A 21,401-nucleotide genomic window follows, 5' to 3' on the forward strand; every position below is an offset into this window, starting at 1 on the left:
TACATATTTTTAAACTATTATGGGGCGAGTGAAATAGCTAACAAAGGAATAGCAGCTTGCACACACTCATATCTAAATCGGGCTTTAATAATGCTATCTTTTGTCTGAATACCGTTTTTTATATAGATGTTGTTTAAACGCTTTCTTCGGCTTATTTTTCGCATTTAAATCTTGTTTTTTCCATTCAACTAACAAAAGACGAACAATATTTTTTTAGGGTATATAAATATTCGATTTTTAGTTGACACTTCTTTAAAAAGATTGGTAAGATAACGAAGGAGACAAGAAAACGAAAAATAACCTCATATAATCGCAGGGATATGGCCTGCAAGTTTCTACCTGATGACCGTAAATCATCGGACTATGAGGGAAAGCCGCTTAGTGTGTCTGATTTTGACAGAGTGAACACGCCTAAGTAGAGTACTTTCCCTCATAGTGGGAATACTTTGCTTAGGCTTTTTTATTTGGATGGGAGGCTCGGTATGAAACCGGTAATTGGAGTTATTATGGGAAGCACTTCAGATTGGGAAACGATGAAGCACGCATGTGATGTACTGGATGAGCTAGGGATTTCATATGAAAAACAAGTTGTATCAGCCCACCGTACTCCGGATTATATGTTTGAATATGCAGAGGCTGCAAGAGAAAAAGGACTTAAGGTCATTATTGCAGGTGCTGGAGGAGCTGCTCATTTACCAGGCATGGTGGCGGCGAAAACAACACTTCCTGTCATTGGTGTTCCTGTACAGTCAAAAGCGTTAAATGGGATGGATTCTTTATTATCAATCGTTCAAATGCCGGGAGGAGTTCCAGTTGCAACTGTAGCGATCGGAAAAGCTGGGGCAACAAATGCTGGCTTGCTAGCAGCAGAAATTCTCGGAGCATTTGATGAGACAATATATATGGCTTTGGAAAAGCGAAGAGAAGAAACAAAAAGAACGGTATTAGAAGGCAGTGAACTCCTATGACGAAGAAGATTATACCTGGTCAAACGATAGGTATTATCGGAGGCGGCCAGCTTGGACGGATGATGGCTATTTCTGCAAGAGAGATGGGTTATAATATTGCCGTATTAGAGCCGACTCCAAATGGTCCTTGTGCACAGATCGCGGATATAGAAATTGTTGCGCCTTATAACGATTTACAGGCTATTGAACAATTAGCTACAGTCAGTGATGTCATTACGTATGAATTTGAAAATATTGACTATGATTGTCTACGGTGGCTAGAGCAACATGCGTATTTACCACAAGGGAGCAGGGTACTGAAGACTACTCAGAACAGGTTTACAGAGAAGAATGCAATCTCTCAAGCGGGGATTCCAGTTGCTCCTTATGAGCTAGTTCGCAGCCAACAGGAGTTACTTGCTGCGGTCGAGAAGTTATCCTATCCTTGTGTGTTAAAAACAACAACGGGTGGATATGACGGTAAGGGACAAGTCGTGATTCGAAATAAAGAAGGACTCGCCCCTGCAATCGAACTCGCAGAGCAAGCGGAATGTATTTTAGAGGCTTGGGTGCCATTTGAAAAAGAAATTTCCGTTATTGTCGTGCGATCTGTTAGCGGAGAGACAAAGGTGTTCCCGGTAGCAGAAAACATCCATGTTGAGAATATCTTACATGAAACGATTGTACCTGCTCGAATTTCGAAGGAAGTTGAACAAAAAGCGCTAGAGTGTGCGGAGCATTTGGCAAATGAGCTTGGATTAGTCGGTACGCTTGCTGTAGAAATGTTTGTAACTGCAGGCGGCGGACTATATGTTAACGAATTAGCTCCAAGACCTCATAACTCAGGACACTATACAATTGATGCATGTGAGACAAGTCAGTTTGAGCAGCATGTACGTGCGATTTGCAACTGGCCGCTTGCTGAAACAACATTGCTAAAACCAGTTGTCATGGTGAACATTTTAGGAGAACATATAGAAGGAATCCTAAGCCAGATTGGGCAGCTGTCAGACAGCAAGTTACATTTATATGGAAAAAAAGAGGCAAAGCATAAGCGCAAGATGGGACACTTAAACATCTTAGCAGATGATATAGATACAGCTTTACAAAAGGCACAAACACTAGGCATTTGGCATAGGGAAGAACAAGTATTGGAGGGGACGAAATGATTAATCGTTATACACGCCCGGAAATGGGAGCAATTTGGACGGAAGAAAATAAGTTTCAAGCATGGCTTGAAGTAGAAATTTTAGCATGTGAAGCATGGGCAGAGCTGGGCGACATTCCAAAAGAAGATGTACAAAAGCTTCGCGCAAATGCATCCTTTGATATCAATCGCATTTATGAAATTGAAGAAGAAACACGTCATGATGTTGTTGCATTTACACGAGCAGTATCTGAAACACTTGGTGAAGAGCGCAAGTGGGTGCACTATGGTTTAACATCTACAGACGTAGTAGACACAGCGTTATCTTATTTGCTTAGACAAGCAAATGAAATCCTTCTTAAGGATATTGAGCGTTTCGTTGAAATTTTGAAAGAAAAAGCTAAAGAGCATAAATATACAGTAATGATGGGAAGAACACATGGTGTTCATGCAGAACCAACTACATTTGGTTTGAAATTGGCACTTTGGTATGAAGAAATGAAACGTAACTTGGAGCGTTTCAAGCAAGCTGCTGAGAGCGTACGCGTAGGTAAAATTTCTGGTGCTGTTGGTACGTATGCAAATATTGATCCGTTCGTTGAAAAATTTGTATGTGAGAATCTTGGAATAGAAGCAGCTCCAATTTCAACACAAACATTGCAGCGTGATCGTCATGCTCACTATATGGGAACACTGGCTCTTGTTGCAACATCTATTGAAAAAATGGCTGTAGAGATTCGCGGTCTGCAAAAAAGTGAAACACGTGAAGTAGAAGAGTTCTTCGCAAAAGGCCAAAAAGGTTCTTCTGCTATGCCTCATAAACGTAACCCAATCGGTTCTGAAAACATGACAGGATTGGCTCGTGTGATTCGTGGTTACATGATGACAGCATATGAGAACGTTCCGCTTTGGCATGAGCGTGATATTTCCCACTCATCTGCTGAGCGCGTTATTTTACCGGATGCAACGATCGCTCTTAACTATATGTTAAACCGCTTCGGAAATATCGTGAAAAACTTAACGGTATTCCCAGAAAACATGAAGCGCAACATGCAAAGAACATTCGGTCTTATCTATTCCCAACGAGTTATGCTTTCCTTGATTGACAAAGGTCTTGTTCGCGAAGAAGCTTATGATATTGTACAGCCGAAAGCGATGGAAGCATGGGAGAAGCAAGTCCAGTTCAAGGAGCTTGTAGAAAGTGATGAGCGTATCACAAGCAAACTATCTCAAGAAGAAATTAACGAATGCTTTAACTACGAATATCATTTACAGCATGTAGATACAATTTTTGAACGTCTCGGCTTAAACTGATAACTGGATATGGCACAGAATATATGCGTTCTGTGCCATATTGTTTGGTCTGATGATTCTTATTATTCGAAATATAGGGGGCACTCGGCATGCAAAAATTAGATTTGCTCTATGAGGGAAAAGCAAAGAGAATTTACCGGACGGAGCAGGAAGGCATCGTTTGGGTAGAATATAAGGACAGTGCGACAGCTTTTAATGGTGAGAAAAAGGCAAGCATTTCTGGTAAAGGACGCTTGAATAATGAAATCACAAGCCTGTTGTTCCAAAAGCTGCATGAAGCTGGAATTCCTAGTCACTTTATTGAAAAATTGTCTGATACAGAGCAGCTTGTGAAAGCAGTAAAAATTATTCCTCTTGAGGTAGTGGTTCGAAATATTGCTGCCGGCAGCCTTTCAAAGCGTCTTGGCTTAGAAGAAGGTGTGCAGCTAAAATCGACAATTGTTGAATTTTATTATAAAGACGATAGCTTAGGCGACCCGCTTGTAACGGAGGATCACATTCATTTGTTAGAACTTGCTTCGTCTGAGCAGCTTGTGACTTTGCGCGAAGCGGCACTAAAGGTGAACGATGTTTTAACAGAGCATTTTTCAGCATGCGGTGTTAGATTAGTCGACTTTAAGCTTGAGTTTGGTGTAACAGAAGATGGCAGTATTTTATTAGCTGATGAAATTTCACCGGATACATGCCGTCTTTGGGATAAAGAAAGCAATGAAAAGTTTGATAAAGATGTATTCCGTCGTGATTTAGGAAACTTAACAGATGCTTATGAAGAAATTTTAAAACGATTAGGGGGAGCTTCACATGTATAAAGTAAAAGTTTATGTTACGTTACGCGAAAGCGTGCTTGATCCACAAGGAAATGCGGTAAAAGGTGCTTTGCACAGCTTGTCTTTTAATGCTGTACAAGATGTACGTATCGGAAAATACTTGGAGTTGAAAATTGATCAAGATGTAGCGGACATCGATACATTTGTAAAAGAAATGTGTGAAAAGCTTCTAACGAATGTTGTAATTGAAGATTACCGTTATGATGTTGAGGAGGTAGTCGCACAGTGAAATTCGCCGTAATCGTTTTTCCTGGTTCCAACTGTGACGTGGATATGTATCATGCTGTGAAGGATGAGCTTGGGGAAGAAGTAGAATATGTTTGGCATAGTGCCGACAACTTAGATGAGTATGATGCAGTTCTATTGCCAGGCGGTTTCTCCTACGGTGATTACCTGCGCTGTGGAGCAATTGCCCATTATTCAAATGTAATGGCTGCTGTGAAAAAAGCAGCTGAAGCGGGTAAACCGGTTTTAGGTGTATGTAATGGATTCCAGATTTTGGTAGAATCTGGTTTGCTGCCAGGTGCTTTAATTCGCAACCAAGACCTGAAGTTTATGTGCCGTCCGGTTGAGCTTCGTGTAGAAAACAACAATACAATGTTTACTTCACAATATGAGGCTGGAGAAATCATCACGATTCCGATTGCACATGGTGAGGGTAACTATTACTGTGATGAGGAAACTCTTAAGAAATTACAAGCAAATAACCAAATCGTGTTCACTTATGCTAGCAACCCGAACGGAAGCTTAGTTGATATCGCTGGTATTGTGAACGAAAAAGGAAATGTACTTGGAATGATGCCGCATCCTGAGCGCGCTGTAGACGAATTGTTAGGCGGAGCGGACGGATTGAAAATGTTCCGATCTATTTTGAAGCACTGGAGGGAAACGTATGTCGTTACAGCTTGAGCCAAATCCACAGCAAATTAAAGAAAAAAGAATATATGCCGAAATGGGATTATCTGATGAAGAATTCGGCATGGTCGAACGTATTCTCGGCCGCCTTCCAAACTACACAGAAATCGGTCTTTTCTCTGTTATGTGGTCTGAGCACTGCAGCTACAAAAACTCCAAGCCTGTACTTCGTAAGTTTCCAGTAACAGGCGAGCGCGTATTGCAAGGTCCGGGAGAAGGCGCGGGTATTGTAGATATCGGAGACAATCAAGCGGTTGTATTTAAAATTGAGAGCCATAACCATCCGTCTGCGATTGAGCCGTATCAAGGTGCAGCAACAGGGGTGGGCGGTATCATCCGTGATGTGTTCTCCATGGGAGCTCGTCCAATTGCGATTTTGAACTCTCTTCGCTTCGGAGAATTGAAAACTCCGCGCGTGAAATATTTATTTGAAGAAGTAGTTGCTGGTATTGCAGGCTATGGAAACTGCATCGGGATTCCGACAGTAGGCGGCGAAATCCAGTTTGATGATTGCTACGAAGGAAATCCGCTTGTTAACGCAATGTGCGTAGGTTTAATCAACCATGAAGATATTAAAAAAGGTCAAGCACACGGCGAAGGCAACACAGTTATGTACGTTGGTGCAGCTACAGGACGCGATGGCATCCACGGTGCAACATTCGCATCTGAAGATCTTTCTGAGGAATCAGAATCTAAACGTACAGCTGTACAAGTAGGCGATCCATTTATGGAAAAGCTTTTACTTGAAGCATGTTTAGAACTTGTACACTTTGATTCACTTGTTGGTATTCAAGACATGGGTGCAGCAGGACTTACATCTTCTTCTGCGGAAATGGCAAGTAAAGCCGGCATGGGAATTGAGATGTACCTAGATCATGTACCACAGCGTGAAACAGGTATGACAGCATATGAAATGATGCTATCTGAATCTCAAGAGCGTATGCTTATCGTTGTGAAAAAAGGACGCGAGCAGGAAATTGTTGACCTATTCCACAAGTACGGCTTAGAAGCTGTATCAATCGGTAAGGTAACAAACGATAAAATGCTTCGCTTATATCATAATGGTGCAATTGTGGCAGAGGTTCCTGCTGATGCTTTAGCTGAGGAAGCACCAGTGTATCATAAGCCATCTTCAGAACCTGCATACTTTGCTGAATTCCAAGGGATGGAGCTAGAAACACCAGCAGTAAATGATTATAAAGAAACATTGCTTACTCTCTTGCAGCAGCCGACAATCGCAAGCAAGGAATGGGTATATGACCAATACGATTATCAAGTTCGTACAAATACAGTTGTAACACCTGGTTCTGATGCTGCTGTTGTACGCGTACGCGGAACGAAAAAGGCGTTAGCGATGACAACGGATTGTAACTCTCGCTATATCTACCTAGATCCGGAAACAGGCGGAAAAATTGCTGTAGCTGAAGCAGCTCGTAATATTGTTTGTTCCGGAGCAGAGCCTCTTGCGATTACAGACTGCTTAAACTACGGAAATCCAGAAAAGCCAGAAATTTTCTGGCAAATTGAAAAGTCTGTAGACGGTATGAGCGAAGCTTGCCGTACGTTAAGCACACCGGTTATCGGCGGAAACGTATCATTATACAATGAGCGCAGCGGTGAGGCAATTTATCCAACTCCTACTGTTGGTATGGTGGGTCTTGTACACGATTTAGGCCATATTACAACACAAGAGTTCAAGCAAGCTGGCGACTTAGTATATGTAATTGGAGAAACAAAAGCAGAATTTGGCGGAAGCGAACTGCAAAAACTATTGAATGATGGTCGAATCTTTGGACAAGCTCCAGCGATTGATTTAGATGTAGAATCAAAGCGCCAAAAGCAATTATTAAGCGCAATCCAAGATGGTCTTGTGCAATCTGCTCATGACGTGGCTGAAGGCGGTTTTGCAGTAGCAATTGCCGAAGCTCTAATTGGGACAAAAGGCCTTGGAGCAAATGTAAAAGTAACAGGCGAAGCGGTAGCTGCTTTATTTGCAGAAACACAATCACGCTTTGTTGTGTCAGTTAAGCCAGAAAATAAAGAAGCATTTGAACAAGCGGTTGAAGCGTATCTTATTGGAGAAGTGACAAACACAAACGAGCTTGTAATTCAAGGTGAAGAGGAGCAAGTGCTTGTACAAGCTTCAGTAGATGTGATGAGGGATGCTTGGAAAGGAGCAATTGCATGCTTGCTGAAATAAAAGGCTTAAATGAAGAATGCGGGATTTTCGGCATTTGGGGTCATGAAAATGCGGCGCAAATCACGTATTACGGTCTGCACAGTCTGCAGCACCGTGGGCAAGAAGGAGCCGGTATTGTTGTCAGCAACGGAGAGAAGCTAGTTGGCCATAAAGGTCTTGGGTTAGTGACAGAGGTGTTTTCGCAAGGACAATTGGAAAAGCTAAACGGAAAAGCTGCTATTGGACATGTTCGCTACGCAACAGCAGGAGGAGGCGGTCACGAAAACGTGCAGCCGCTTCTGTTCCGTTCGCAGTTAGAAAGTCTTGCGCTTGCTCATAACGGAAACCTTGTGAATGCTAACAAATTAAAGCTTGAGCTTGAGATGCAAGGAAGTATTTTCCAAACCACATCTGATACAGAGGTTTTAGCGCATTTGTTAAAGCGTCACAGTGAATTTCCATTATTAGATCGCGCTAAGGTAGCTTTAAATAAAATTGAAGGTGCATTCGCTTTCTTAATGATGACAGAAACACAGCTTCTTGTAGCGCTTGATCCAAATGGATTCCGTCCGCTTGCTCTTGGAGAAATGGACGGCGCGTATGTGGTTGCATCTGAAACATGTGCTTTTGATGTAGTAGGAGCACGCTATATTCGTGATGTTCTGCCAGGCGAACTGCTTGTTATTTCTGATGAAGGAATAGAGTCTCACACTTTTACAACGCAAACAAGAGATGCGATTTGCAGCATGGAATATATTTATTTTTCCCGCCCAGACAGCAATATCTCTGGTATTAACGTGCACGCGGCACGCAAAAGCATGGGGAAAAAATTGGCGTATGAAGCACCGATTGAAGCAGATGTTGTAACAGGTGTTCCAGACTCCAGTATTTCTGCAGCAATCGGCTTTGCTGAAGTATCGGGTATTCCATACGAGATTGGTCTAATTAAAAATAGATATGTAGGCCGGACGTTTATTCAACCTTCACAAGAACTGCGTGAGCGCGGTGTGAAAATGAAGCTTTCTCCTGTTCGTGGTATCGTCGAAGGAAAACGTGTTGTTATGATCGATGATTCCATTGTACGCGGTACAACAAGCCGACGTATTGTACAAATGCTTCGTGATGCAGGAGCAATAGAGGTTCATGTTCGCATTGCTTCACCTCCTATTATGAATCCTTGCTATTACGGCATTGATACATCTACGCGCGAGGAACTGATTGCTTCGTCGCATTCTGTTGAGGAAATTCGCGAGTTAATTGGGGCAGACTCATTGGCATTCTTGACCGAAGAGGGAATGCTGGAAGCAGTAGGCCGTCCGAATACAACAGAATCACGCGGACAGTGCACGGCATGTTTTAACGGAAAGTATCCAACGCCGACTTATGAAGATGAATTGGTGCATCAGCGCAGTTAACTTACAGGCTTCTACTTCGGTAGAAGCCGCGTTTCTTACATTAGGGAAAATATAAGATAAGTGGGGCTGTCTAGCTACCACAGCCTGCTCCCTTCCGTAACATGACTCCCAGCATAAAAGGAAAAGATTCTTCCGTTTTGGGGAACATTTTACTACGGGAGCGAAAGCGGGCTGTGTCCGCTTTTCTTAAAAAGGAGGTAATTTATAGATGGCAAATGCATATAAACAAGCGGGCGTTGATATCGAAGCAGGCTATGAGGCCGTATCCCGCATGAAAAAGCACGTACAAAAAACAATCAGACCAGAAGTGCTTGGTGGATTAGGCGGCTTCGGCGGTATGTTTGATATTTCAAAATTTGGTTTAAAAGAGCCTGTGCTTGTATCTGGTACGGATGGTGTTGGTACGAAGCTCATGGTGGCTTTTATTATGGATAAACACGATACAATCGGGGTGGACGCAGTAGCAATGTGTGTAAACGACATTGTTGTACAAGGTGCGGAGCCTATATTCTTCCTTGATTACCTTGCATGTGGAAAGGCAGATCCTGCGAAGATTGAAAGCATCGTAAAAGGAGTAGCACAAGGCTGTGAACAAGCAGGCTGCTCATTAATCGGCGGAGAAACAGCAGAAATGCCAGGCATGTACACGGAAGAAGAGTATGATCTAGCAGGATTTACAGTAGGTATTGCCGACAAACAAAAGCTTGTAACAGGACAAAACATTGCAGCTGGCGATGTGTTAATCGGTTTGGCTTCAAGCGGGATTCATAGTAACGGTTATTCCCTCGTACGTAAAGTTCTTTTTGAGGTTGGAAAGCTATCTCTTCATGAGAAGCACGGCAAAATTGAGAATACACTTGGCGAAGAGCTGTTAGTTCCTACAAAAATTTATGTAAAACCAATTTTAGCAGCGCTCAAGCAATTTGAGATTAAAGGAATGGCTCACATTACTGGCGGCGGTTTTATTGAGAATATCCCACGTATGCTTCCTGAAGGAATTGGAGCGGAAATTGAGTACGGCTCTTGGCCTATCTTGCCAATTTTCGATTTACTGCAGGAAACAGGAAAGTTAGATCAACAGGAAATGTTCAACATTTTCAACATGGGTATCGGAATGGTGCTTGCGGTGAAGGAAGAAGATGTAGCTGGTATCACAGCCCTTCTGGAAGAGCAGGGAGAAAAAGCTTACGTAATCGGTCGTACAAAAGCAGGAGAAGGCATTAGTTTTGGAGGCGCGTTTGCATGAGTCGAATAGCGGTATTTGCATCGGGGAGCGGTACGAACTTTCAAGCGCTGGTCGATGCGGTGGAATGCGGAGCTTTAGATGTGACAATTACCTTACTAGTATGTGATAAACCTAGTGCCAAGGTAATTGAACGTGCCAATAAGCATAACATTCCAGTGTTTGTTTTTTCTGCAAAGGATTACCCTTCTAAGGCTGCCTTTGAAACAGAAATTATAAAACATGTGCAGCAGGCAGGAGCGGATTGGATTATTCTAGCCGGCTATATGCGTTTAATCGGCGAAACACTTTTATCTGCTTACAGCGGACATATTGTGAACATCCATCCTTCGTTGCTTCCAAGCTTTCCGGGTAAAGATGCAATTGGACAGGCTTTAGCCGCAGGTGTGGAGGAGACAGGTGTTACAGTTCACTATGTAGATGAAGGAATGGATACGGGCCCGATTATTGCCCAACAAGCAGTAAAGGTAGAGAATGACACGTACGAAAGTCTGCAAAAGAAGATCCAAGCTGTCGAACATACTTTGTATGTGCAGACAATCCGAGATTTAGTACAGACAGGAGCGAAATTATAATGGCAACAAAACGCGCATTAGTGAGCGTATCAAATAAAGAAGGCATTGTCGAATTTGTACAAGGCTTAATCGAGCAAGGAGTAGAGGTTATCTCTACGGGCGGAACAAAGAAGCTATTACAAGAAAAAGGCTTAAATGTAATCGGTATTTCAGATGTAACAGGATTTCCTGAAATTATGGATGGCCGTGTGAAAACCCTTCATCCGAATATTCATGGCGGCTTGCTTGCGGTTCGCGATAATGAGACGCATATGGCCCAAGCAAATGAGCTTGGCATTCAGCCGATTGATTTCGTTGTTGTAAACCTATATCCGTTTAAAGAAACAGTTTCTAAGCCAGATGTTACTTTTGAAGATGCGATTGAAAATATCGATATCGGCGGTCCAACAATGATTCGTTCTGCAGCGAAAAATCATGAGTATGTGACTGTTCTTGTAGATCCAGCTGATTATGGTGCTGTTTTAACAGAGCTAAAGGAAAACGGTGAAGTATCGAAGGGGTTAAAACAAAAATTAGCTGCGAAGGTATTCCGTCATACAGCTGCTTATGATGCACTGATTTCTGAGTATTTAACAAAGCAGGTTGGAGAAGAAAGCCCTGAATCAATCACTGTAACATTTGAGAAGAAGCAGGATCTTCGCTACGGAGAGAATCCGCATCAAAAAGCTACTTTTTATAAGAGTGCATTTGCGACAGCATCTTCTATCGCTTATGCAGAGCAGCTTCATGGGAAAGAACTGTCTTACAACAACATCAACGATGCCGATGCAGCTCTTAGCATTGTAAAGGAGTTCACTGAGCCTGCAGTTGTGGCAGTTAAGCATATGAATCCTTGCGGCGTTGGCGTTGGCAGCACAATTGAAGAAGCGTATGAGCGTGCATATGCAGCAGATCCAGTATCGATCTTCGGCGGCATTGTAGCAGCAAATCGCGAAATCGATAAGGCAACAGCAGAAAAGCTGCATGAAATTTTCTTAGAAATCGTTATCGCTCCATCGTTCTCTAAAGAAGCGCTAGAGGTTCTACAAGGAAAGAAAAATATTCGCCTTCTTACAATTGATATTGCGAAGGGCGCTGCAGCAAGCAAAAAGCTCACATCTGTACAGGGCGGCTTATTAGTACAGGAAGAGGACATCCTGTCTTTAGAAGATGCAAACGTGACAATTCCAACGAAGCGTCAGCCAACAGAGCAAGAGTGGGAAGATTTGAAGCTAGGCTGGAAAGTTGTTAAGCATGTGAAATCCAATGCGATTGTTGTAGCGAAGGATAACATGACAATCGGTATCGGAGCAGGACAAATGAACCGTGTCGGCGCTGCAAACATTGCACTTGCGCAAGCAGGAGAAAAAGCAAAAGGCTCAGCCCTTGCTTCTGATGCATTCTTCCCAATGGATGATACAGTAGAAGCGGCAGCAAAAGCAGGCGTAACGGCGATTATCCAGCCGGGCGGCTCTATCCGTGACGAAGATTCCATCAAAAAAGCGGATGAGTACGGCATTGCAATGGTGTTTACAGGAGTTCGTCACTTTAAACATTAATTCGGCAGGAGGAAAACCATGAACGTTTTAGTAATTGGCCGCGGCGGCCGTGAGCACGCATTGGCGTGGAAATTCGCACAATCGAAGCAAGTTGAGACGGTATATGTTGCACCTGGCAACGAAGGAATGAAAGACGTTGCTACACCTGTAGCAATTGACGAAAATGATTTTGATGCACTTGTTGCGTTTGCAAAGGAAAATAACGTTGGCTTAACAATGGTTGGCCCTGAGGTTCCGTTAACAAACGGTGCTGTGGATGCGTTTGAAGCAGCAGGTCTTCGTGTATTTGGACCACGCGCTAACGCAGCAGTTATTGAAGGCAGCAAAGCATTTACAAAAGAATTAATGAAGAAATATAATGTTCCAACAGCAGCCTACGAAACATTTACAAATTACGAGGATGCAGCGGCTTATATTGAAAAGATCGGTGCACCAATCGTTATTAAAGCAGATGGACTAGCAGCTGGTAAAGGTGTAACAGTAGCGATGACACTTGAAGATGCATTGTCCGCTGTAAAGGAAATGATGGTTGACGCAAAGTTTGGTGATGCAAGCCAAAAGGTTGTTGTGGAAGAGTTCTTAGAAGGACAAGAATTCTCCTTTATGGCATTCGTAAACGGCACAGCTGTGTATCCAATGATTATCTCACAGGATCATAAGCGTGCGTTTGACAACGATGAGGGTCCAAATACAGGTGGAATGGGCGCATATTCTCCGGTTCCGCAAATCCCTCAAAGCGTGTTGGATGAGGCTGTTGAGACAATTCTACAACCTGTTGCAAATGCGATGGTACAGGAAGACCGCTCATTTACAGGCATTTTATATGCAGGTCTTATTTTAACGGCACAAGGTCCAAAGGTTATCGAGTTCAACGCAAGATTCGGCGACCCAGAGACAGAGGTTTTACTGCCGCTGTTAGAAAGTGATCTTGTAGAAGTTATGATTGATGTATTGGACGGCAAAGAGCCGAAGCTAGAATGGTCAACAGATGCACTTGTTGGTGTGTTCTTAGCATCTAAAGGCTACCCAGAAGAGTATAAAAAAGGCTACCCAATTTTTGGACTGGATGCTTTAAGTAAAGACGTACTTGTGTTTCACGCAGGCACAGCTGTCAAAGACGGACAATTCGTCAATGATGGCGGTCGTGTGCTGTTTGTTGCTTGCAAGGGCAGCGACTTGCGCGAGGCAAAGGCAAAGGTTTATAAAGAGCTTGAAAATATTAAGAGTGAAGGCCTGTTCTATCGCTCTGATATCGGGCAAAAGGCAATTGATTTTGTGACGATATAAAAGTAAAGAGGTGACTGTCAAAAGTGTTAAGTACATTTTGACAGTTACCTCCTTTTTTGTTTATTTACCCCATAACAGAATGGAATTATGAAAAAACTTAAATTGGATTAAATGTAAGCGCTTTACATTTTAGGTATTTTCTATTATACTAGTAATTGGGTTGGATGGCGCGCGTGGCCGTCACGGTATACAGCGTAGGTGGGGCTGGTACTAGGGGGTAAGGAATATCATCATAATGTCCTTTTATTTAATAAGCGAGAAGATAAATAGATGCAAAAAGGTCTATCCGGATTACGGATGGACCTTTTTTATTTCTTGCAGCGCAACTTTATAATGTGTAAATAGTTGAAAATTTTGCTTGATTGATGAAGTTATTTCCTCTTATTCAGGATGTAATGAAAACTTCATCCTCTTGTAACCATACGTTATGTTCGTTACGTTATAATAATCCAAACGATGTAAGGAACTTGATAAAATATTGCAAAGGACCTACGTTTATTTTTTATACAAGCTTTTACTCATATTGAGAAATAGGAAGGAAGATTATCATGGCATTTCGATATATCTGTCCGCATTGTCAAGGAGACGGGCAAAAGTTTGGATTCAGGCTGCTTTCCTTTATCAAATGCAAGGTTTGTAATGGGGAAGGGCATATATATGTATCTGATTATTTAAAACCTGATAAGGCTGAGCAGGGTACTCAGAATGTAGAACCTTCACCGAAGGAAGAATCTTCATTATAAGGTGCTTATTCTAAATACGCATAAAGGTTGATCCTAAAGAGGACGAAAAGGCTGCAGGAACAGATGGAACCTTTTCGTAAAATTTGAATACAATTGCAGCTTCAAATGATATAACCATCACCAACTTCCTTTATAATTTAGCAGTGTAGTTGCGCTACAACAGAATCCCCCGTCTCATGTGAGATGGGGGATTTTGTTTGGAAACATATTAATAGCTCACAGAAATAGGATGATTCTTCTTCCGACTTCACAATGATTTCGTACCCAGAATCGCTTCTATTGCTGTCTCTACCTGTTTATCAGAAGCATCGTAGCCGTTGTTATTCGATGCAGCTTCGTGTTTATCACTATTGCTGCTGCTTGGGGCAGAGTGGTGTTTCTCGCTGCCTCTGCTGGACGGCTCGTCTTCTTGCTGCTTATGATTTGTTTTCGTCAGCATACTCATCGCTGGTAAGTTCATGTACTTACCGAACTTCATTGCCTCTACTATCGGACAGAACCTGACAATCCCTTCGGCTACCTTCATCGCTCCAAAGAAAATAGAAAGCTTGGAGGAGAAGCACCAAGGTTTTCTAACAAGCTTGGCTGATGATAGGCTGATCATTGTTAGCCCGATTGTGATGCGAATAAGCGCATTTACGATACCGATATTTTGTTTTAAATGAAACAATTGGCTCAGCTCCTTTTTACATGAGCATTAAAGGGGAAGAATCCCGCTTCAATGTATAATGTCCCTCGCCTTTTTTACAATATACAATCCAATATTTCGGTATAGGTTAAGGATGGATTGTACGTGTTCTCATCATTTTTTGGTATAATGAAACGATGCATTAAGAAGAAAGAGGTGTTTTCATGGAGGAGTTTTTTGGATGGAAACATGTGTTTAAACTTGATCCAGAGAAGGAACTGAGCGAACGAGACCTAGAGCGCATTTGCGAGTCTGGAACAGATGCTGTCATTGTCGGCGGCAGCGATGGTGTTACCCTCGATAATGTGCTCTATATGCTCGCGAGCATTCGAAGATATAGTGTGCCATGCGTGCTTGAAGTATCAACAATTGATTCGGTTACGCCAGGGTTTGATTATTACTATATACCAACTGTGCTCAACAGTCAGAGAACGGAATGGATTACGGGCCTTCATCATGAGGCGCTGAGGGAGTTCGGCGACATTATGAATTGGGATGAAATTTTTACAGAAGGCTACTGTATTCTAAATGCGGATGCAAAAGCAGCAAAGCTGTCAGAGGCACGATGTGATTTAACAACAGATGATGTCATTGCTTATGCACGTCTGGCAGACAAGCTATTCCGTTTGCCCATTTTTTATTTAGAGTACAGCGGCACTTACGGAGATCCGGAGCTTGTGAAGCAAGTAAAGGAAGAGCTCGACCATGCCAAGTTGTATTATGGAGGAGGTATCACAAGTGCCCAGCAGGCTGCGGAAATGGCGCAGCATGCGGATACCGTTGTAGTCGGGAATGTTATATATACGAACATTGAGGAGGCTTTGCGAACGGTACAGGCGGTAAAAGGGAGGAAATAAAATGAATGCAGCAGAAAAATTATTAACAGGCTTGAACCGGGAGCAGCAGCAGGCGGTAAAAGCGACAGACGGACCACTCCTTATTATGGCGGGAGCCGGCAGTGGAAAAACAAGTGTGTTAACACACCGCATTGCATATTTATTAGCTGAGAAAGGTGTGGCGCCTTGGAATGTATTGGCGATTACCTTCACGAATAAGGCATCGCGTGAAATGCGCGATCGTATCGATAGGCTTGTAGGACCGGAAGCGAGCGATATTTGGATTTCGACGTTTCATTCCATGTGCGTACGTATTTTGCGTCGTGATATCGACCGGATCGGAATTAACCGGAATTTCACGATTTTAGATGACAGTGATCAGCTTACGGTCATTAAAAATATTTTAAAAGAGCGTAATGTAGATCCGAAGAAGTTTGAACCGCGAGCCTTGCTAAGCGGCATTAGCAGCGCGAAAAATGAATTGCTTTCTCCAGCGGACTACGCAAAGCAAATTACGCCGGGCGAGCCATTTGAGAAAATGGTTAGTGATGTGTATAAGGATTATCAAAGCCGTCTCTTAAAAAACAATGCGCTAGACTTCGATGATTTAATTATGACAACGATTCGGCTATTTGAGCGTGTACCAGAAGTACTGGAATTTTATCAGCGGAAGTTTCAGTATATTCATGTGGATGAGTACCAGGATACGAACAGGGCTCAATATAGGCTTGTGAATATGATGGCATCTCGCTTGAAAAATCTTTGTGTAGTGGGCGATTCCGACCAATCTATCTATCGCTGGCGTGGTGCCGATATTGCAAATATCTTGTCCTTTGAGAAGGATTATCCAAATGCGCAAGTGATTTTGCTGGAGCAAAATTATCGTTCTACACAAAACATTTTAAAGGCTGCCAATGCAGTGATTGAAAACAACCTGCAGCGCAAGGCAAAGAATCTTTGGACCGATAATGACCAAGGAAGCCATATTTCATACTACCGAGCAGTAACGGAACAGGATGAAGCGTACTTTGTCGCGAAGAAGATACGGGAAGAGGTACAAAAACGAACGCGTGATTATAGTAAATTTGCCGTATTATACCGGACGAATGCACAGTCCCGTGTTGTCGAGGAGGTTTTCTTAAAGTCAGGTATTCCATACAAAATCGTTGGCGGCACAAAGTTCTATGATCGGAAAGAGATTAAGGACATACTGGCATACTTACGTTTAATTGCAAACCCAGATGATGAGATTAGCTTCGCCCGTATTATTAATGTTCCAAAGCGCGGCATTGGGGCTGCTTCGATTGACAAAATTATTAACTACGGGCGCATGCACGACTTGTCGCTCGGTGAGGTGTTGGAGCGTATTGACCTTGTCGGGCTGACAGGCAAAACAGCTAAGATGGTAGAGGAATTTTATAAAAACCTTAATGGCTGGGTGCAGATGCAGGAATACTTATCTGTTACCGAGCTTGTAGAGGATGTATTAGAGAGAACCGGATACCGTGAGGCGCTAAAAAATGACCGTACACTGGAATCAGAAGGCCGTTTAGAAAACTTGAACGAATTTCTATCAGTGACGCAAAGCTTTGAAGAACAGAGTGAGGACAAGAGTCTTGTGGCATTCCTGACAGACTTGGCGCTTGTTGCTGATATTGACCGCGTCGATGAGCAGGGTAATTCTGGTGAAGAAGTTATTATGATGACAATGCATGCGGCGAAAGGATTGGAATTCCCGGTTGTATTTATTCTTGGCCTCGAAGAAGGAATTTTCCCGCATTTGCGTGCATTAATGGATGAGACCGAGATGGAGGAAGAACGCCGCTTAGCTTATGTTGGCATTACTCGTGCGGAGGAAGAGCTGTATTTAACAAATGCGCAAAGCCGTACATTATATGGAAGAACAAATATAAATGCAGAATCCCGTTTTATAAAGGAAATTCCGCAGGACTTAATAGAGCCGCTTCATAAGGTTCCAAAACAACGCACGTTGCCAAAGGCATCTCCGGTAAGAGCTGCTGCTCCTCTCCGCAGCACGGTGCAAATGCCTAATCTACAAGCAACAGGCGGTGAACGGATGGATTGGAAGCCGGGTGACCGCGCTTCGCATGGGAAGTGGGGCATTGGAACGGTTGTAAGTGTGAAAGGCGCAGGAGATGGAACGGAACTCGATATCGCATTCCCAAGTCCAACCGGAATTAAACGTCTGCTTGCAAAATTTGCACCAATTACAAAGGTGTAGGAAGGAAGTGAGAGGATGTCAAATGAAGCTGTGATAGCTCGCATTGAGGAGCTTAGGGCTATTTTAAATGAACTAAATTATGAGTATTACGTATTGGACAATCCATCTGTTCCCGATGCGGAATATGATCGTTATATGCAGGAGCTGCTTCGTCTTGAGGAGGAGAATCCAGAGCTGACAACAGAGGATTCTCCAACTGTTCGTGTTGGCGGTCCGGTGCTGGATATGTTCCAAAAGGTGACGCATAAGGCACCGATGCTAAGTCTTGGAAATGCATATAACGAAGGGGATATCAAGGACTTTGATCGAAAAGTGCGGCAGGGAACGGGTGCGGAGCATATATCGTATGTCTGTGAGTTGAAAATCGATGGTCTTGCGGTTTCTCTTCATTATGAAAACGGTCGGTTTGTACAAGGCGCAACGCGTGGAGATGGGGTAACCGGAGAGGATATTACCAGTAATTTAAGAACAATTAAAGCAATTCCGCTCCGTCTTACTGAGGGTGTAGCATTAGAAGCGCGCGGAGAAGCTTATATGCCAAAAAGCTCATTTAAAAGATTGAATGAGGAGCGGGAGAAAAGAGGGGAGACGCTATTTGCAAATCCGCGTAATGCTGCTGCGGGCTCGCTTAGACAGCTTGATCCTAAGATTGCGGCGCAACGTAATCTTTCCTTCTTTGTTTATGGTCTTTCTAATTTGGAAGGGAGAACGGTTTTTTCCCATGGAGAGGCATTGAATCTGCTTGGAGAGCTGGGATTTAAAACAAATCCACATCGCCGTGTCTGCCAAACTGTTGAAGAGGTAATTGCCTTTGTAAAAGAGTGGGAAGAGAAGCGGCATGTTCTTGATTATGAAATTGATGGAATTGTAATTAAGGTAGATGACTTAGCCCTACAGGAAAGCTTAGGAACAACCGCAAAAAGTCCACGCTGGGCTGTTGCATATAAATTTGCAGAAGAGGAAGTAACGACAAAGCTAATTGATATAGAGCTAAATGTAGGCCGCACAGGTGTGGTGACACCAACTGCAATTTTGGAGCCGGTTCGTGTGGCGGGTACGGTTGTAAGGCGGGCTTCTCTTCATAATGAAGATTTAATCCGCGAAAAGGATATCCGCATTGGTGATTATGTGATTGTGAAAAAGGCTGCTGAGATTATTCCGGAGGTAGTGGCTTCAATTAAGGAGCGCCGTACAGGCGATGAGCATGAGTTCCGCATGCCGGTCCATTGTCCGGAGTGTGGTAGTGAACTTGTCCGGCTAGAGGAGGAGGTGGCGCTTCGCTGCATAAACCCTGGGTGTTCGGCAAAGATTCGAGAGGGACTGATTCACTTTGTATCTCGCGATGCAATGAATATTGAAGGGTTAGGAGAGCGAGTGATCACCCAGTTGTTTGAGGGAAAGCTTATTCGCACGTTTGCTGATTTATATACACTTACGAAGGAACAGCTGCTGGCATTAGAGCGCTTTGGAGAGAAATCTGCTGCTAATTTAATTGCTTCAATTGAAACGTCCAAGGGCAACTCGCTTGAAAAGCTGTTGTTTGGTCTCGGTATTCGTCATGTTGGCTCAAAGGCAGCACGTACTCTAGCGCAGCATTTTCAAATAATGGAGCGGCTGCAGACAGCTTCTCAAGAGGAATTGACATCTATCAAAGAGATTGGGGAAAAGATGGCGCAATCTATCGTAGCATATTTTGAAAATGAAGAGGTGCAACAGCTCATCACGCAGCTTCAGGCGTATGGCGTAAACATGACATATAAAGGCCCGCAGCCTGTGAAGGTAGACGAGGTTGATTCGTATCTTGCCGGTAAAACAGTTGTGCTAACAGGGAAGATGGAATCAATGGGACGAAGCGAGGCGAAGAAGAAACTTGAAGCTTTAGGTGCAAAAGTAACGGGAAGTGTAAGTAAAAGCACAGATCTGGTCATTGCAGGTGAAGCAGCGGGATCGAAGCTGGAGCAGGCGCAAAAGCATAACATTGAAATTTGGGATGAAGAGAGATTTCTACAGGAACTTAATAACTAATAGTAGGCGGTTGGGTATGAAAAAGTTAACATTACTTATCGCAAGCCTTTGGCTGCTCCTTAGCGGCTGCAGCCCAGGCTTTCAGAAAGACGAGAAAATTGTAAAAGACACGAGCGATTCAAAGGAAAGTGCAGTTGTTCCAAAATATTCAATTTCAGACGAATATTATAAAACCCTCATTCCATTTCAAAAAGGGGCGGCCCGCGGCTTAGTTGTGCAAGGGTTGAACAGCCGGCTAGATATGGATGAGTTTGAAACAGGACTGATGCGCATTGCGCAAAAAACCTTCAGTACGAAGGATTATTTATTTCAAGAAGGCCAGTATTTGGACAAACGAACAGCACAACTGCTTGTTGAGAGGAAGCGCACTGATGCTCAGCAGGCTGAACTTGAAAAGAAATTAAATAAAAAAGTACCAAATATCGGATTGAATCCTGTCTTCGAGGAAAATGCAGCAGGGACGGCTGAAGAAAAGAATGCGAAAAGCCCGATTTATATTTCCAACATTTTAGAACATAACTACCTTGTGAAGAAAAGCGATAATAAGGTAGAATTAGGCGGTGTTGTGATTGGGCTTGCGATGAATTCTGTACACTATTTCAACACAGAGCAAGGCTATCCGAGAGAGCAACAGATTTCGGTAGAAGAATCATTGGCGCAAGGGAAGAAAATGGCGCAAACAGTGCTGGAGCTCTTGCGTAAAAAGGATGAACTTAAAAACGTTCCTATTATTATTGCCATTTATCGTCAGGAGGCAAAGTCCTCGCTCGTACCTGGTAACCTCCTTGCATATACAAAGGTGGATAAAGGCGACGAGACAGCTGATGATTGGGAAAGTGTAGACGAAAAGTATTATCTATTTCCATCTGATGAGGCATCTAAAAATTATCGGGAGGATGCTATGAAAGTTTCTAATTTCCGTTCTGATCTTTCGGAGTATTTCCCTGATGATTTCACAGCTGTTGTCGGACGCGGCTTTTATAAGGATGGTCAGCTGCAGGAGCTAAAGATTAGTATTCCTGTGCAATTTAATGGAAAGGCTGAGATTATTGGCTTTACTCAGTATGTAACCGGCCTTGTGATGGAGCATTTCCCGAATTATATAAAGGTAGAAGTAAATATTTACTCTGTGAATAATCCAGAAGCGGTCATCACCCGTGATGTGGATCAGGAGGAACCGGTTGTTCATATTTTTAGTTAGGAATAGCTGAATGGGATTTAAGGCGCTTGAGGTGGGCAGCTAGCTTTGATTTTGGAATGCAGCTGCACTTGCACCTAAAATTTCCTGCTGCGTTGAATTCGTTTTTGGTTGGGGATTTATATCTTCTTACAAGTTTTAATAAGGTGATTGAAAGGCGTACTGCTCCTTTTGATCACCTTTTTTCTGTTAATAGGGCATAGGTATATTTCGTTTGGGATGCAACAGCCCTAGTTATACGGATGGTTATGCCTGCACTACTAAGAAAGTATAAGTTTCCAG

18 protein-coding genes and 1 riboswitch are annotated in these 21,401 nt (G+C 43.0%); of the genes, 17 read left to right on the top strand and 1 reads right to left on the bottom strand.

The annotated features are described in order from the left end of the window. Nucleotides 1-282 precede the first annotated feature (282 nt). Nucleotides 283-384: riboswitch (purine riboswitch) on the top strand. A 98-nt stretch (nucleotides 385-482) separates the two neighbouring features. From purE to EP737_RS23420, 13 genes are all read left to right on the top strand, one after another. Further along, nucleotides 483-968, top strand: coding sequence for a 5-(carboxyamino)imidazole ribonucleotide mutase (gene purE / locus EP737_RS23360; RefSeq protein WP_129731535.1), 486 nt, complete (start codon nucleotides 483-485; stop codon nucleotides 966-968). After that, on the top strand, nucleotides 965-2,116 hold the full coding sequence (purK, locus tag EP737_RS23365) for a 5-(carboxyamino)imidazole ribonucleotide synthase (protein WP_129731537.1): 1,152 nt from the start codon (nucleotides 965-967) through the stop codon (nucleotides 2,114-2,116). Before purE ends, purK begins: the two co-directional genes overlap by 4 nt. After that, nucleotides 2,113-3,408, top strand: a complete 1,296-nt coding sequence (purB, locus tag EP737_RS23370; protein ID WP_129731539.1) for an adenylosuccinate lyase — start codon at nucleotides 2,113-2,115, stop codon at nucleotides 3,406-3,408. Before purK ends, purB begins: the two co-directional genes overlap by 4 nt. An 89-nt stretch (nucleotides 3,409-3,497) precedes the next feature. Then, nucleotides 3,498-4,217, top strand: coding sequence for a phosphoribosylaminoimidazolesuccinocarboxamide synthase (purC, locus tag EP737_RS23375; RefSeq protein WP_129731541.1), 720 nt, complete (start codon nucleotides 3,498-3,500; stop codon nucleotides 4,215-4,217). Next, complete coding sequence (gene purS / locus EP737_RS23380) at nucleotides 4,210-4,464, top strand: phosphoribosylformylglycinamidine synthase subunit PurS (RefSeq protein WP_129731543.1); 255 nt, start codon at nucleotides 4,210-4,212, stop codon at nucleotides 4,462-4,464. The genes purC and purS overlap by 8 nt, the downstream gene beginning before the upstream one ends. Continuing rightward, nucleotides 4,461-5,144: a phosphoribosylformylglycinamidine synthase subunit PurQ gene (gene purQ, locus EP737_RS23385; protein ID WP_129731545.1), complete on the top strand. Its 684-nt coding sequence runs from the start codon at nucleotides 4,461-4,463 to the stop codon at nucleotides 5,142-5,144. Before purS ends, purQ begins: the two co-directional genes overlap by 4 nt. Further along, nucleotides 5,128-7,350 (top strand): phosphoribosylformylglycinamidine synthase subunit PurL, encoded by a 2,223-nt coding sequence (gene purL, locus EP737_RS23390; protein ID WP_129731547.1) that lies wholly within the window; start codon nucleotides 5,128-5,130, stop codon nucleotides 7,348-7,350. The genes purQ and purL overlap by 17 nt, the downstream gene beginning before the upstream one ends. Further along, nucleotides 7,335-8,744 (top strand): amidophosphoribosyltransferase, encoded by a 1,410-nt coding sequence (gene purF / locus EP737_RS23395; RefSeq protein WP_129731549.1) that lies wholly within the window; start codon nucleotides 7,335-7,337, stop codon nucleotides 8,742-8,744. Before purL ends, purF begins: the two co-directional genes overlap by 16 nt. A gap of 208 nt (nucleotides 8,745-8,952) precedes the next feature. Beyond that, complete coding sequence (gene purM, locus EP737_RS23400) at nucleotides 8,953-9,990, top strand: phosphoribosylformylglycinamidine cyclo-ligase (RefSeq protein ID WP_129731551.1); 1,038 nt, start codon at nucleotides 8,953-8,955, stop codon at nucleotides 9,988-9,990. Next, on the top strand, nucleotides 9,987-10,562 hold the full coding sequence (purN, locus tag EP737_RS23405; RefSeq protein WP_129731553.1) for a phosphoribosylglycinamide formyltransferase: 576 nt from the start codon (nucleotides 9,987-9,989) through the stop codon (nucleotides 10,560-10,562). The genes purM and purN overlap by 4 nt, the downstream gene beginning before the upstream one ends. Beyond that, nucleotides 10,562-12,100, top strand: coding sequence for a bifunctional phosphoribosylaminoimidazolecarboxamide formyltransferase/IMP cyclohydrolase (gene purH, locus EP737_RS23410; protein ID WP_129731555.1), 1,539 nt, complete (start codon nucleotides 10,562-10,564; stop codon nucleotides 12,098-12,100). Before purN ends, purH begins: the two co-directional genes overlap by 1 nt. Nucleotides 12,101-12,118: 18 nt before the next feature. Then, on the top strand, nucleotides 12,119-13,387 hold the full coding sequence (gene purD / locus EP737_RS23415) for a phosphoribosylamine--glycine ligase (protein ID WP_129731557.1): 1,269 nt from the start codon (nucleotides 12,119-12,121) through the stop codon (nucleotides 13,385-13,387). Between the two features lie 548 nt (nucleotides 13,388-13,935). Further along, nucleotides 13,936-14,130 (top strand): hypothetical protein, encoded by a 195-nt coding sequence (locus tag EP737_RS23420; RefSeq protein WP_129731559.1) that lies wholly within the window; start codon nucleotides 13,936-13,938, stop codon nucleotides 14,128-14,130. Nucleotides 14,131-14,377: 247 nt separating this feature from the next. On the opposite strand, the gene EP737_RS23425 is transcribed toward EP737_RS23420, so the two are convergent. Beyond that, on the bottom strand, nucleotides 14,378-14,800 hold the full coding sequence (locus EP737_RS23425) for a YgaP-like transmembrane domain (protein WP_129731560.1): 423 nt from the start codon (nucleotides 14,798-14,800) through the stop codon (nucleotides 14,378-14,380). Nucleotides 14,801-14,982: 182 nt separating this feature from the next. On the opposite strand from EP737_RS23425, the gene pcrB reads away from it, so the two are divergent. From pcrB to EP737_RS23445, 4 genes are read left to right on the top strand one after another with little or no spacing between them, the layout of a single operon-like run. Then, the gene (gene pcrB, locus EP737_RS23430; protein ID WP_129731562.1) at nucleotides 14,983-15,675 is read left to right on the top strand and encodes a heptaprenylglyceryl phosphate synthase; all 693 of its coding nucleotides are present in this window, start codon (nucleotides 14,983-14,985) and stop codon (nucleotides 15,673-15,675) included. A 1-nt stretch (nucleotide 15,676) separates the two neighbouring features. Next, entirely contained in the window at nucleotides 15,677-17,896 is a 2,220-nt protein-coding gene (gene pcrA, locus EP737_RS23435) for a DNA helicase PcrA (RefSeq protein WP_129731564.1), read from the top strand. A 15-nt stretch (nucleotides 17,897-17,911) separates the two neighbouring features. Beyond that, nucleotides 17,912-19,921 carry an NAD-dependent DNA ligase LigA gene (gene ligA, locus EP737_RS23440; RefSeq protein ID WP_129731567.1) on the top strand — a complete coding sequence of 670 codons (2,010 nt, stop codon included), beginning with the start codon at nucleotides 17,912-17,914 and terminating at the stop codon, nucleotides 19,919-19,921. A 16-nt stretch (nucleotides 19,922-19,937) separates the two neighbouring features. After that, nucleotides 19,938-21,122, top strand: a complete 1,185-nt coding sequence (locus EP737_RS23445; protein WP_129731569.1) for a CamS family sex pheromone protein — start codon at nucleotides 19,938-19,940, stop codon at nucleotides 21,120-21,122. The last annotated feature ends 279 nt before the right edge of the window (nucleotides 21,123-21,401 follow it).

The organism is Ectobacillus funiculus, from assembly GCF_004138295.1.
Lineage (GTDB): Bacteria > Bacillota > Bacilli > Bacillales > Bacillaceae_G > Ectobacillus > Ectobacillus funiculus.